Raw genomic sequence first — 13499 nt, 5'->3', positions numbered from 1 at the left:
GTGCGCGCGGACTACGTCGGTGTGGTTACTTCTTGACTTCGATCTGCGTCAGGATCGGGTCGCCGTCCTGGGCGTAGTCGACGTTCTGGACCTTCTCCGAGTAGCCGGCGTTGACCTTGTAGTACCAGAGCGGGATGGAGGGCATGTAGTTCACCAGCTCCTTCTCGATCTTCTGGTACGCGGCGACGGAGTCCTCGAGCGAGGCGGCGGAGTCGGCCTTCTTGATCTCCTCGTCCAGGCCCTTGTTCGAGAAGTCGCCCTGGTTGCCCGCGGCGCCGGTACGGAACAGGTCCGAGATGAAGTTGGCGTTCACCGGGTAGTCGAGCACCCAGCCGGACCGGTACAGGGACTTGACCTGCTTGGCGTCACGCGCGTTGGTGTCGGCCTGGAAGTCGGCCTTCGAGTCGGTGGTGCACTTCACACCGGTCGACTGCGTGATGCTGTTGCAGACCGCCTCGACCCATTCCTTGTGGCCGCCGTCGGCGTTGAACTGGATCGAGATCTTGTTGCCCGGAACGCCGCCGCCTTCCTTGATGAGCTTCTTGGCCTGGGCGGGGTCGTACTTGGTGACGTCGCCGGTGGCGTTCGGCTGGTAGCCGAGCACACCCTTGGCGACCCAGCCGGTGGCGGGCTCGCGGGTGCCCTGGAGCACGGTCTTGGTGATCGTGTCGCGGTCGATGCCCATCGACAGGCCCTGGAGGACCTTCGGGTCGATGTTCTTCCACTGGTCGGTGTAGAAGGCGACGGCGATCGTCTGGATGGCGGAGTACGCCTTGTCCACGGCGCGGTCACCGAGGTCGGACCGGTAGACCGGGAGGTCCTTCGGGCCGATCTGGCGCAGCACGTCGACGTTGCCGGACTTCAGGTCCTCGTAGGCGGTTTCGAGGGTGGTGTAGTTCTTGAAGATCACACCGCCGTTCTTCGCCTTGTCGAGACCCTTGTAGTCGTCGTTGCGGACGACCTTGATCTGCTTCTTGTGGTCCCAGCTGACGAACTTGTACGCGCCGTTGCCGACCGGCTTCTCACCGGCGGCCTTCGGGTCCGCGTAGAAGGACTCGGGCAGCGGCGAGAAGACCGTGTAGCCGAGCTTGTACGAGAAGTACGGCAGCGGGGCGTTGAGCTCGATGGTGAACGTGTAGTCGTCCACCTTCTTCAGACCGGACATGGTGTCCGACTTCGGCTTGGCCTTCGCGTCGGACGGGTGAACGTCCGCGTAGCCCTTGATGTCGCCGAACCAGGACGCGTTGGTCTGGTTGTTCTTGATGTTGGCGGCCCAGTTCCAGGCCTTGATGTAGGACTCGGCCGTGACGGGGGTGCCGTCGTGGAACTTCCAGTCCTTCTTGAGCTTGACCGTCCAGAGCTTGGAGTCCTTGGTGTCGACGGACTCGGCGTTGATCATCTCAAGCTTGCCGGAGGCGTCGTAGTCCACCAGCTGCGAGAAGATCGCGTCGGTGACGATGCTGCCGTTCGACTCCATCGTGTTGGCCGGCTGCAGCGGGTTCTGCGGCTCACCGACCTCGACGGAGAAGATGCCGTCCGGGTTCACCGCGCCCTTGGCGGTCTTGCTGCCCTTGTCGGCATCGTCGTCGCCGCCACCGCAGGCAGTCGCAGCCAGGGCGATGATGGCCGCTCCCGCGACCCACTTGGCGCTCTTGGCACCACGCATGGGTTTCCTCCTCATGAGTCCACTTTTGACTACAAGAAGGGCACTGGGTTGATACACCGACACCCCTGACGGTGATCGTTTCAGTGCCCTTAGTGTGCTCGTGAGTCGGCGCACTCCCCACGGTGCGTGACCCATTGACCCGAGCTCAATGGAGCCAACTATTAAGTACGACAGGGCCGTAAACCACACTTAAAGGGTCTCGGTTTGACAACATCCGACCCTTGCGCGGACCAAAATCCGGACAAAGCGATCCCAGACAGACACCCCCGAAACGGACTGTTAACACATGTTTCGGAGAGCAACCTCCGATAATCGGACGTTTTTGTCTCACATGCTGGTCAGGCAAGCCGAAATCCGGTTGACCACGACCGAGGGCCCCCACAGTGTCTGTGAGGGCCCTGGGCTACGGCAATGCCTGGAGCTGACGGATCGTCGGCCGGAAATCGCCTACCGGCGCCGGCTCAGCCGTGCTTGGCGCGCGACGCGCTGCGGTTGCGCTCCTTCTGGTCGAGGACGACCTTGCGGATGCGGACGGCCTCCGGGGTCACCTCGACGCACTCGTCGTCGCGGCAGAACTCCAGGGACTGCTCCAGCGAGAGCTTGCGCGGCGGGACGATCGCCTCGAAGGAGTCGGCCGACGAGGACCGCATGTTCGTGAGCTTCTTCTCCTTGGTGATGTTCACGTCCATGTCGTCGGCGCGCGAGTTCTCGCCGACGATCATGCCCTCGTACACCTCGGTGCCGGGGTCGGTGAACAGCACGCCGCGCTCCTGGAGGTTGGTCATCGCGAAGGCGGTGACGGCACCGGCGCGGTCGGCGACCAGCGAGCCGTTGTTACGGGTCGTCAGGGTGCCGAACCACGGCTCGTGGCCCTCGTGGATGGAGTGCGCGATACCCGTACCGCGGGTGTTCGTCAGGAACTCCGTACGGAAGCCGATGAGGCCGCGGGACGGGACGACGAACTCCATGCGGACCCAGCCGGAGCCGTGGTTCGACATGTTGTCCATGCGGCCCTTGCGGATGCCCATGAGCTGTGTGACGGCGCCCATGTGCTCCTCGGGCACGTCGATCGTCATGCGCTCGACCGGCTCGTGGGTCTTGCCGTCGACGTCCTTGGTGACCACCTGGGGCTTGCCGATGGTCATCTCGAAGCCCTCGCGGCGCATCTGCTCGACCAGGATGGCCAGCGCCAGCTCACCGCGGCCCTGCACCTCCCAGGCGTCGGGGCGCTCGGTGTCCAGGACGCGCAGCGAGACGTTACCGATCAGCTCGCGGTCCAGGCGGTCCTTGACCTGGCGGGCGGTGACCTTGCGGTCCTTGACCGCGGCCTTGGCGTCCGCGCCCTTGCCGGTGCCGCCCCGGCCGACCAGCGGCGAGGTGTTGGTGCCGATGGTCATGGAGATCGCGGGCTCGTCCACCGTGATCAGGGGCAGCGCGACCGGGTTCTCCGGGTCGGCGAGCGTCTCACCGATCATGATCTCCGGGATACCGGCGACGGCGCAGATGTCACCGGGGCCGGCCACCTCGGCGGGCTTGCGGGTGAGCGCCTCGGTCATCATCAGCTCGGTGATGCGCACGTTCTGGATCGAGCCGTCGCGCTTGATCCAGGCGACGGTCTGGCCCTTGCGCAGCTCGCCCTCCTCGACGCGGAGGAGCGCGATGCGGCCGAGGAAGTTGTCGGCGTCGAGGTTGGTGACGTGGGCCTGGAGCGGCGCGCCCTCCTCGTACGTCGGGGCCGGGACGTGCTCCAGGATCGCGGAGAAGAACGGCTCCAGGCTGGTGGAGTCGGCCGGGACGGTGCCGTCCTCCGGCTTGGTCAGCGAGGCGATGCCGTCACGGCCGCACGCGTAGACGATCGGGAACTCGATCTGCTCCTCGTCCGCGTCCAGGTCGAGGAAGAGGTCGTAGGTCTCGTTGACGACCTCGTCGATCCGGGAGTCGGGGCGGTCCGTCTTGTTGATGCACAGGATGACGGGCAGGCGCTGCTGGAGCGCCTTGCGCAGCACGAAGCGGGTCTGCGGGAGCGGGCCCTCGGAGGCGTCGACCAGAAGCACGACCGCGTCCACCATCGACAGGCCGCGCTCGACCTCGCCGCCGAAGTCGGCGTGGCCGGGGGTGTCGATGATGTTGATGGTGATGACGTCGCCGCCATCCTTGGGGTGGTACTTCACGGCCGTGTTCTTGGCCAGGATCGTGATGCCCTTCTCACGCTCCAGGTCGTTCGAGTCCATCATGCGGTCGTCGAGCGACTCGGCGGCGTGCGCGGCGAAGGAGCCGGCCTGCTTGAGCATGGCATCGACGATGGTCGTCTTGCCGTGGTCGACGTGGGCGACGATGGCTACGTTACGGATGTCGTGGCGCGTGGGCATGGTGTGGCTTGCGCTTCTCTCGGATCGGGGATTCAGGCGCCTGGGTCGGTCTTGAGTCCTCGTACGCCCGCCGGGCGGACGCGCCACGGCTACTCCCATGGTACGGGGCGGCCGCTGATGCGGCTTCCCCGGCAAGTTCCGCCCTACTTCTGCCGCCCGGCCGGGGCTCCCGCCTGCGGGGCCTTGTAGCCGATGTCCTGGTAGTGCGGTACGCCGAGGCCGAAGGCACCGACGTTCACGAGCTGCTTGCCGGTGGCGACGAGCTGGGGGCGCTGGAAGAGCGGAATCGATCCTGCGGCGGCCCAGATCCGGGCGTCCGCCTGGCGCATCAGGTCCCGGGCCGCCTTCTCGTCCAGCTCCGACGCCGCCTGGTCGAAGAGCTGGTCGATGTGGTCCGTGCCGACCCGGGTGTAGTTCTGCTCCACCAGCAGCGAACCGTCCGACGCGGGCAGCGGCTTGGCGTAGATCGGGCGGTCGTCGGTGGCCGGGTAGGCGGTGGCGGGCCAGGAGTACAGGGCCATGTCGTAGTCGCCGGAGGCCACGTGGTCGCGGAAGTAGCTGTCGTCGGAGACCTTGGTGATCACGGTGCGGATGCCGATCGTGTCGAGCATCGCGGCGATCTTCTCGCCGACGCTGCGCAGACCGGCCGAGCCGGGCCCGGACGGCAGGACGAAGCGCAGGCTCAGCGGCTTGCCGTTCTTGCCGAGCGGGCCGCGCGCGGTGTCGGCCGCCGCGGCGGGCGCGGCGGTCCCCGCGGGCGCGTAGGCCCCGGCGGCGCCGCCGGGCCGGCGGTCCTGGGCGGGGGCGAGGACGTGGACGGCGGTGCCGCCGGGCTTGTCGTCGGCGGCGTGGACGGCGGTGCCGCCCGGCTTGTCGTCGGCGGCGTGGACGGCGGTGCCGCCCGGCTTGTCGTCGGCCGTGGTTGCGCCCGCGGCCCGGTTTCCCTTGCCGTCGTCCGCGTCCTTGCCGGCGCTCCCCTTCTTCTCGGCGTCCTCCTTCTCGGTGCCCTTCTCCGCCTTCTCCTCCTTGCCGGCGTCCTTCTTCTCGCCCTCGCTGCCGGCCTTGGTGCCGTCGCTCCGGCTCAGCGCGCCCTCGCGCGTCCAGCCGGCGTCGGCGAGCAGCGCCTGCGCCCGCTCGGTGTCCTGCTTGCCGAGCGCGGCGCTGCCGTCCCGGTAGACGGGCTGCCCGGCGACGGCGAGGTGGCTGCCGAGCGGCCGGGCGGGCAGCCCGAGCGGCTTGAGCACGGTGTCGGCCAGCTCCTGGCGGTCCAGGGCGCGGGCCACGGCCCGGCGCACCCGGTCGTCGGCGAGCGGCCCGGTCTCGCCGTTCAGCGCGAGCTGGGTGTAGGCGGGCTCCAGGGACTTGCGGACCGTGTAGGCGCGCAGCCCGCTCTGCTCGGCGGCGTACGCGTCGGCGGCCTCGGCCTTGTCGTCCCGCGCCTTCTGCTCCTTCGCGGCCGCCTTCGCGTCGGTGCCGTGCGCCACGGCCCAGGAGCGCAGGGCGTCCGCCGGGCGCTGCGCGGCGCCGGGGCCGTGGGCGGGCGGTGCGCCGGCCGCGCCCTCGCGGGCCGCCTGGGCGATGCGGTGGGCGGTGGTGGAGTCGATGTCGGCGATGTCGACGGCGCCCTCGGCCAGCGCGTCGGTGCGGTCCTCGGGCTTGACGGCCTTGAAGACCAGGGAGTCCAGCTTGGCGCGGCCGCCCCACCAGCGCGGGTCGCGGGTCAGTGTGACGGAGCCGGTCTTCTTGTCCACCTCGCGCAGCCGGAACGGCCCGGCCGTCGCCTTGAGGGTGGTGCGGGCGCCGTCGTTGAAGGCGTCCGGGGAGCCGGTCATCTGCTTCGGGTAGAGCGGCGAGAACAGCGAGCGCCAGTCCGCGTACGGCTTGGCGAAGGTGACCTTGACCTCCAGGTCGTCGTGGCCGCGCTCGATCTTCTCGATGCGTTCGTAGCCGGCGTTGCGGGCGGTCCAGAACGCGGAGTCCTTGCCGCTGAGCGCGCGCCACTGGGCGACGAAGTCCGGGGCGCCGATCTCCCGGCCGTCGCTCCAGACGGCCTGCTGGTTGAGGCGGTAGACGACGACCTGGCGGGGCTCGGTCTCGGTCACCTTCGCGGATTCGAGGTAGTCCGGGTTGAGCTGCGGCCGGCCCTGGGCGTCGAGCGGGAAGAGGGTCGGCAGCAGGGCGCCGGTGATCCGGGTGGTAGCGCTGTCGGCGTCCGCCTGGAAGGCGTTGAAGGTGGTGGGGAGCGCGTCGATCGCCCAGGTGGCCTTGCCTCCGTCGGCGACCTGGGCGCGGGCGGCGCGGGCCACGTCCTGCGGTACGGCGGCCACGGCCGCGGTGTCCTCGCCGCCCGAGCTGCATCCGGCCAGCGCGGGGAGGGTGAGGACGCCTGCGGTGAGAAGGGCGGGGATGCGCCTCTTCCGGGCCGTGCCGCGCGGTTCGCTGACGTGGGACATGGCTGATACCTCCGGGGACGGCCCGGCCGCACCGGGAAGGGCCTGATTGAGCGTTTTTGGTGGCATTTGCAGTTGATCACACTGGTTCCGCCCCTCCACTGAAAACGCCCTCGCGCGGGAACGCCGTGCCGACACGGCGGGTACGCCCCGAAGCCCACCCGTACGGCGGAGCGCCGCGGCCCGGGTGGGCCGCGGCGCTCCGTCCGGTGCGGGTCCGGTCAGCCGAGGAGCTTGACGATCTCGTCGGTGGTGCCGGTCTCGCCGAGGCGCGGGAAGATCCGCCGCACGCTGTTGTCGTGGGCCTCGCCGCTCATGTCGGTCATCGCGTCCGTGGCGAGGGTGACGTGGTAGCCGTGCTCGTGCGCGGAGCGGGCGGTGGACTCGACGCCGATGCTGGTCGCGATGCCGGCCAGCACGACCTGGGTGACGCCCCGGCGGCGCAGCTGAAGGTCGAGATCGGTGCCGTAGAAGGCGCCCCACTGCTGCTTGGTGACGATGATGTCGCCCTCGCGCGGGCCCATCTCGGGCACGATCTCGGCCCAGTCGGCGGCCGGGGTCCCGGACCGGGCCGGGCCCTCGTTGCGGCCGGGGGCGCCGCCGGTGACGCGGACGAGGACCACGGGCAGACCCTTGGCCCGGAAGGCGTCGGCGAGGGTCGCGGCGTTCTCGACGACACCGGCGGAGGGGTGGGCGGTGGGCAGTCCGGTGATGCCCTTCTGGAGGTCGACCACGATCAGGGCGGTGTGGGGGTCGAGGACGGTGGCGGTCATGGGGGTGCTCCTTGGGGGTGGTGCGGATGAGCGCCCGCGGGATGCGCGCGGCGCGGGGCGGCGGTTCAGCGGGGTGAGCGACGAGCCGTTACGAGCCGACCAGGCGTTCGATGAGGGCCACGGCCTCGGCGACCGTCCGCCGCTCGTGCCCGTCCAGCTCGGCGGCGACGGCCTCGGCCAGCCAGTTCCGCTTGGCGGCCCGGACCCGGGCGAGCGTCGCGCGCCCGGCGTCCGTGACCGTCATGACGGACTTCCGCCCGTCGGCCGGGTCCGGCGCGCGCCCGACCAGCCCCTGCGCCTCCAGCGCGCCCAGGGTCAGCCGCATGGACTGCGGGCGTACGCATTCGGCGCGGGCCAGGTCCGCGGTGGTCGCGGCGCCGGCGTCGTCCAGCCGGGCCAGCACCGAGCGCTGGGTCGGCGTCAGCAGCGACTCCGACGAGGAGGACCGCAGCCGCCGCAGCAGCCGGCCGACCACGGAGGCCAGCTGATCGGCCACCTCTTCGGCCGTGGGACCGGCGCCCGCGCCGGGTACGTGCGTCATGCGTTCACCGTACGAGAATGACAGGCAACCTTGCAAGACAGCCTGCTGTTCTCCGGCGGCCACCGGGTCCCGCTCCGCGCGGGCACCTCGTGTCGCGGCCGCCCGGAGAGGGACATAGCCTCACAAACGTGACGCCGCCTGTGAGCCGAACCCGGATTCTCATACCGGGCCGGGCCCTGCTCGCCGTGCTCCTGACGGTGTGCTGGCTGGCCCTGGCCCCCGCACCGGCCGCCCGCGCCGACGACCCGGTCACGCTGTCCCGCGACGGGCAGATCACCGACAAGGTGGGCGCCCTCGGCGAACGCCGCCCCCAGGTGGTCACGGCCCTCGACCGGCTCTACGCCGAACACCGCCTCCAGCTCTTCGTGGTGTACGTACGCGACTTCTCCGGGCGCTCCGCGCAGGACTGGGCCGACGCGACCGCCGACCGCAACGGCCTCGGCCGCGACGACGTCCTGCTGGCCGTCGCCACCCACGCCCGGCAGTACGCCTACTCCGTCGACCAGGACGCCCCCCTCACCGACACCCAGCTCCGGGATGTGGCGAACACCGCGATCGAGCCGGCGCTGAAGGAGAACGACTGGGCGGGCGCCGCGATCGGCGCCGCCGACGGCTGCACCGCCGTCCTGTCCGGCGAGCCCGTGCCCTCCCCGGCGATCACCCCCGGCCCCTCCGACCCGGGCTCGGGATCGGGCGGCACCAGCACCGGCGACCTGCTGCTCCCGGTCGTCCTGCTCTGCGCGGTCGCGGCCGTCGCCGCGTACGCGTTCCTGCGGCGCAAGCGGCGCGCCACCACCCGGACGACGCCCGGCACAACCGGCTGGGGCGGCGGCGTCCCGGTGCCCACCCCGCTGCCGGAGCTCGACGCGAAGGCCAAGGAGACGCTCGTCGCCACCGACGACGCGGTCCGCACGAGCGAGGAGGAACTGGGTTTCGCCACCGCCCAGTTCGGGGAAGAGGCCGCCGCGCCGTTCGCCGAGGCGGTGGCGTACGCCAAGGGCGAGCTGACCACCGCGTTCCGGCTGCGCCAGCAGCTGGACGACGCGTTCCCGGAGGACGACGGGACGCGCCGGCGGATGCTGGACGAGATCATCAGCCGCTGCGCCGACGCCGACGGCTGCCTCGACGCCGTCTCCGAGGACTTCGACCGGCTGCGCGAGCTGGAGCGCGGGGCGCCGCAAGCCGTGGCCGCCGCCGGGACCGCGCTCGACGAGCTGACCGGGCGCGTCCCGGCCGCCGATTCCGCGCTCGCCTCGATGCGCGAACGATACGCGGACCAGGCGTCGGCCCCCGTGGCCGGTGACGCCGGCCAGGCGAAGGACCGGCTCGCCTTCGCGGCCTCCTCCCTCGACAGCGCCCGGCAGGCGGTGGACGGCGGCGACCACGCGGCGGCGGCCGTCTACGTCCGGGCCGCCGAAGGCGCGCTCGACCAGGCGGGCACCCTGGTCGACGGCGTGGAGCGGCGGGCCCGCGAGCTGGACGCGGCGGCGGACCGGCTGACCGCCGCGCTCACCGAGCTGGACACCGACCTCGCGGACGCGGGCGGGCTGCTCGACGGCACGGCGCGGGGGGCGTCCACCGCCGACCTGAGCGGCCGGATCGCCCGCGCCCGGGCGGTGGCCGCCGACGTACGCGGGGAACAGGGCGGCCGGTACGACCCGATCGACGCGCTCCGCCGGGTGGAGGAGGCGGACCGGGCGCTGGACGAGGCACTGGCCGGCGCCCGGGAACGGGAGCAGGGCGACACCCGGGCGCGCTCGCTCCTCGACGGGGCGCTGCTCACCGCGCGCTCCTCGGTCGCCGCCGCCGCGGATTTCGTCACGACGCACCGGGGCGCGGTCGGCAGCACCGCCCGGACCCGGCTCGCGGAGGCGCAGCGCCGCCTGGAGCAGGCCGCCGCGCTGGCGGACAGCGGCGACCCGCAGGCCGCCCTGACCGAGGCGAACCACGCGGACGCGCTGGCCGACGAGGCGCGGGGCCTGGCCGAGCAGGACGTACGCGGCTACGGCGGGCGCGGCGGCCCCGGCTCCATGGCGGGCGGAGGCGGCGGGGGCATGGGCGGCGCGGTGCTGGGCGGAATCATCCTCGGCGGCCTGATGGGCGGGGGCGGCGGCCGGGGCGGATTCGGCAGAGGCGGAGGCGGCGGGGGCTTCGGAGGCGGCGGGCCCGGCAGCTTCGGCGGCGGCGGGACGCGGGGCCGCCGGGGCGGCGGCGGCCGCTTCTGAGTCGGGGAGCTTCCCCGTACCCCGTACGCGTAACCCCACCAACCGCACAACCCCACAAGAGAGGCCCCCATGAGCAAGCAGACCATTCTCGGGCGTGTCACCCAGCTGGCGAAGGCCAACATCAACGCGCTGCTCGATCAGGCCGAGGATCCGCAGAAGATGCTGGATCAGCTGATCCGCGACTACACCGCCAACATCGCCGAGGCCGAGCAGGCGGTGGCCGCCACCATCGGCAATCTGCGCCTCATGGAGCAGGACCATGTGGAGGACGTGGCGGCGGCGCGGGAGTGGGGCGGCAAGGCGCTCGCCGCGAGCCGCGAGGCGGATGAGCTGCGGGCGGGCGGTTCGGGCCCCGAGGCGGACAAGTTCGACAATCTGGCCAAGGTCGCGCTGGGCCGGCAGCTCCAGTCGGAGAAGGAGGCCAGGACCGCCGAGCCGGTCATCGCGGCGCAGACCGAGGTGGTCGGCAAGCTCAAGACGGGCCTGGACCAGATGAAGGCGAAGCTCTCGGAGCTGAAGGCCAAGCGGGACGAGCTGGTGGCGCGCGCCAAGTCGGCCCAGGCGCAGAACCGGATGATGGACGCGGTGAAGAACATCGACGTCCTGGACCCGACCAGCGAGCTGGGCCGGTTCGAGGACAAGGTGCGGCGCGAGGAGGCGCGGGCCCTGGGCAAGCAGGAGCTGGCGGCCTCCTCGCTGGACGCGCAGTTCGAGGACCTGGACGCGCTGGGCGACAGCGCGGAGGTGGAGGCCCGGCTGGCCGCGCTGAAGACCACGAAGTGAGCCGCGCCCCGGCCGCCGCTCAGAACATGCTGAGCAGCTCCTCCACCGAGCGCTCGGCGGGCGGCCGCCCGTCGGGCAGCGGCAGTTCGAACCAGACGGTCTTGCCGCGCGGCGTCCGCCGCGCCCCCCAGGCCGCGCTGAGCAGCCCCACCAGCTGGAGGCCCCGGCCGCCCTCGTCCGTGTCCCGGGCGCGCCGGCGCCTCGGCTGGACGAGACCGGCGTCCCACACCTCGCAGACCAGGGTGCGGTCGCGCAGCAGGCGGAGCCGGATCTCGCCCTCGCCGTAGCGCAGGGCGTTGGTGACCAGCTCGCTGACCAGCAGCTCCGTGGTGTCGACCAGGTCGTCGAGGCCCCAGCTGGTCAGCTGGCCCCGGGCCAGCTCGCGGGCGCGGCCGACCGAGCGGGGCTCGCGGGGCAGCCGCCAGTCGCCGACGGCCTCGGTGGGCAGGCCCTGGATGCGGGCCATCAGGAGCGCGATGTCGTCCTCGCCGTGCCGGGTGTGCAGCGAGCCGAGGACCCGGTCGCAGACGTCCTCCAGCGGCTGGGCCGGTTCGGCCAGGGCCTTGCGGAGGGCGGCCAGGCCCTCGTCCAGCGGATGGTCGCGCGATTCGACCAGGCCGTCGGTGTAGAGGGCGAGGAGCGCGCCCTCCTTCAGCTCGACCTCGACCTCCTCGAACGGTTCGCCGCCGACGCCCAGCGGCATCCCCGGCGGTACGTCGAGGAGCTGCGCGGCCTCGCCGGGCTCGACCACGACGGGCGGCAGATGGCCCGCGTTGGCGAAGGTGCAGCGCCGGGTGACCGGGTCGTAGACCGCGTAGACGCAGGTCGCCAGATACACCTCGGAGAGGTCCGCCTCACGGGACTTGTGCGCGGCGCGGGCGGGCCACTGGGCGCCCCCGCCACCGGAGGCGGAGGCGGCGCCGGGGGCGCCGAGGCCCCGGGCGACCTCGTCCAGCGCGGACAGCACCTCGGCGGGTTCCAGGTCCAGGAGGGCCAGGGTGCGCACGGCGGTGCGCAGTTCGCCCATGGCCACGGCGGCGCGCAGACCGCGCCCCATCACATCGCCGACGACGAGCGCGGTGCGGTGTCCGGGCAGCTCGATCACGTCGAACCAGTCGCCGCCGACCTCGTTGGCGGTATTGCCCGGGAGGTAGCGACAGGCGATGTCGAGCCCGGCGGCCTCCGGGTCGCCGGGGGGCAGCAGGCTGCGCTGGAGGATCAGGGCGCGTTCGTGTTCGCGGCGGTAGAGGCGGGCGTTGTCGATGCAGACGGCGGCGCGGGCGGCCAGCTCGGTCGCGAGGGTCCGGTCCCGGGCGTCGAACGGCTCGCTGCCCTTCGTACGGGAGAAGCGGACGAGGCCCACCACGGTGTCGTGGGCGACCATCGGCACGGCCAGCGTGGACTGCACGAAGCCCCGGTCGTCGCCCGGCACGTCCTCGACGCGGCCGGTGCGCAGTGCGACGGCGCCGGGCGAGCCGAAGGGGTAGCGGTGGACGGAGCCGAGGGCGGGGGGTGCGGCGGCGGCGCCCGGCGGGCCGGAGTCGGAGGCGCCGGGGGCCGGGTGCGGCAGGGCGTCGGACACGGCGCTGGCGAAGGCGACGCGGCGCAGTTCGGCGGAGCCGCCGACCGCTTCCCGGCCGAGCGGGCTCCAGCCGCCGGGCGCCGCCTCGTCGCCGGTGAGCAGGGCCTGGTAGAGGTCGACGGAGGCCAGGTCGCAGAAGACCGGGACGGCGACGTCGAGGAGTTCGCGGGCGGTGGTCTCCAGGTCCAGGGAGTTGCCGATGCGGGCACTGGCCTCGTTGAGCAGGGCGAGGTTGCGGCGGGCGCTGGCGGCCTCGCGGGCGGCGGTGTGACGCCGGGTCACATCGGTGGCGAGTCCGGCGATGCCGATGGGGCGGCCCGATCCGCTGTGCACCCGGTAGAGGTTGATCGACCAGTGGCGGCGCTCGGTGTCGCCGGGGGCCGTGCCGACGAGCTGGAGGTCGGTGACGGAGTTGCCCGTCTCCAGGACCCGTTCGAGCGTTGCGGTCAGGCGGTCGGCATCGGCGCCGGTGAGGTAGTCGCCGACGGTGCGGCCCCGGTGGTCGTCGGCGCGGCCGCCGAAGACGGTGGCGAAGCGCTCGTTGGCCCGGACGACGGTGAGGTCGGTGCCGAACAGGACGAAGCCGAAGGGAGATTGGCCGAAAATCGCCTGCGAGGCGGCGAGGTCCGTCTCGATGCGGCGCAGGGCGCGGACGTCCACGACGATGCAGACCGCCGCCCGTTCGCCGGTGGCCGTCTCGCTGGGCATCACATAGATCTCGGCGAGGCCGTGCGCCCCGCCCTCGCCGGGCATCCGGAAGGGGACGAGCCCCGTCCACTCCTTGCCGTCGAGCACCTCGCCGACCCGGCGGTGGCCCTCGCGGCGGACCTCGCCCGGCAGGAACGCCTCGACCGGGTCCCTGCCCACGGCCTCGTGGGCGGCCACGCCGAAGAGACCGGCGGCCCGGCGGCTCCACTGCTCGATCAGCCCGTCGGGCCCGATCGAGAAGGAGGCGACTCTGATGTAGTCGTAGATCGAGCCGGGCGGACTGCTCTGCCACACGACGTCGCCCGCTGTCCCAGGTATTTCGCTCACGCGACCGTCCCCTCCAGCTCACACACCGGACCGGTCATGCCCGCAGTATTCAGCACTACGGCCCCGTCCGGCACG

General features: G+C 72.1%; 8 protein-coding genes. 2 read left to right on the top strand and 6 right to left on the bottom strand.

Features of this window, described 5'->3' with window-relative positions:
• Positions 1-25: 25 nt before the first annotated feature.
• The 5 genes from OG338_RS20115 to OG338_RS20095 form a co-directional block, all read right to left on the bottom strand.
• Entirely contained in the window at positions 26-1666 is a 1641-nt protein-coding gene (locus tag OG338_RS20115; RefSeq protein ID WP_405938646.1) for an ABC transporter substrate-binding protein, read from the bottom strand.
• Between the two features lie 461 nt (positions 1667-2127).
• Positions 2128-4035: a translational GTPase TypA gene (gene typA / locus OG338_RS20110; protein WP_405938645.1), complete on the bottom strand. Its 1908-nt coding sequence runs from the start codon at positions 4033-4035 to the stop codon at positions 2128-2130.
• Between the two features lie 143 nt (positions 4036-4178).
• Positions 4179-6488, bottom strand: a complete 2310-nt coding sequence (locus tag OG338_RS20105; protein ID WP_405938644.1) for an ABC transporter family substrate-binding protein — start codon at positions 6486-6488, stop codon at positions 4179-4181.
• A 218-nt stretch (positions 6489-6706) separates the two neighbouring features.
• On the bottom strand, positions 6707-7258 hold the full coding sequence (locus tag OG338_RS20100) for an isochorismatase family protein (RefSeq protein WP_405938643.1): 552 nt from the start codon (positions 7256-7258) through the stop codon (positions 6707-6709).
• An 88-nt stretch (positions 7259-7346) separates the two neighbouring features.
• Positions 7347-7799: a MarR family winged helix-turn-helix transcriptional regulator gene (locus OG338_RS20095; protein ID WP_405938642.1), complete on the bottom strand. Its 453-nt coding sequence runs from the start codon at positions 7797-7799 to the stop codon at positions 7347-7349.
• 140 nt (positions 7800-7939) lie between these two features.
• On the opposite strand from OG338_RS20095, the gene OG338_RS20090 reads away from it, so the two are divergent.
• Positions 7940-10024 carry a TPM domain-containing protein gene (locus tag OG338_RS20090; RefSeq protein WP_405940478.1) on the top strand — a complete coding sequence of 695 codons (2085 nt, stop codon included), beginning with the start codon at positions 7940-7942 and terminating at the stop codon, positions 10022-10024.
• A 69-nt stretch (positions 10025-10093) separates the two neighbouring features.
• On the top strand, positions 10094-10807 hold the full coding sequence (locus tag OG338_RS20085) for a PspA/IM30 family protein (RefSeq protein WP_405938641.1): 714 nt from the start codon (positions 10094-10096) through the stop codon (positions 10805-10807).
• Between the two features lie 19 nt (positions 10808-10826).
• On the opposite strand, the gene OG338_RS20080 is transcribed toward OG338_RS20085, so the two are convergent.
• Entirely contained in the window at positions 10827-13391 is a 2565-nt protein-coding gene (locus OG338_RS20080; RefSeq protein WP_405940477.1) for a SpoIIE family protein phosphatase, read from the bottom strand.
• Positions 13392-13499: the final 108 nt, after the last annotated feature.

Origin of the sequence: Streptomyces sp. NBC_00726, from assembly GCF_045161735.1 — a bacterium.
Taxonomy (GTDB): Bacteria; Actinomycetota; Actinomycetes; order Streptomycetales; family Streptomycetaceae; genus Streptomyces.
This window is presented reverse-complemented; position numbering and strand designations above follow the sequence as displayed.

Bases quoted from the DNA above. Each gene is read 5' to 3' on its own strand.
- OG338_RS20115 (WP_405938646.1), bottom strand. From the start codon at position 1,666: ATGCGTGGTGCCAAGAGCGCCAAGTGGGTCGCGGGAGCGGCCATCATC.
- typA (WP_405938645.1), bottom strand. From the start codon at position 4,035: ATGCCCACGCGCCACGACATCCGTAACGTAGCCATCGTCGCCCACGTC.
- OG338_RS20105 (WP_405938644.1), bottom strand. From the start codon at position 6,488: ATGTCCCACGTCAGCGAACCGCGCGGCACGGCCCGGAAGAGGCGCATC.
- OG338_RS20100 (WP_405938643.1), bottom strand. From the start codon at position 7,258: ATGACCGCCACCGTCCTCGACCCCCACACCGCCCTGATCGTGGTCGAC.
- OG338_RS20095 (WP_405938642.1), bottom strand. From the start codon at position 7,799: ATGACGCACGTACCCGGCGCGGGCGCCGGTCCCACGGCCGAAGAGGTG.
- OG338_RS20085 (WP_405938641.1), top strand. From the start codon at position 10,094: ATGAGCAAGCAGACCATTCTCGGGCGTGTCACCCAGCTGGCGAAGGCC.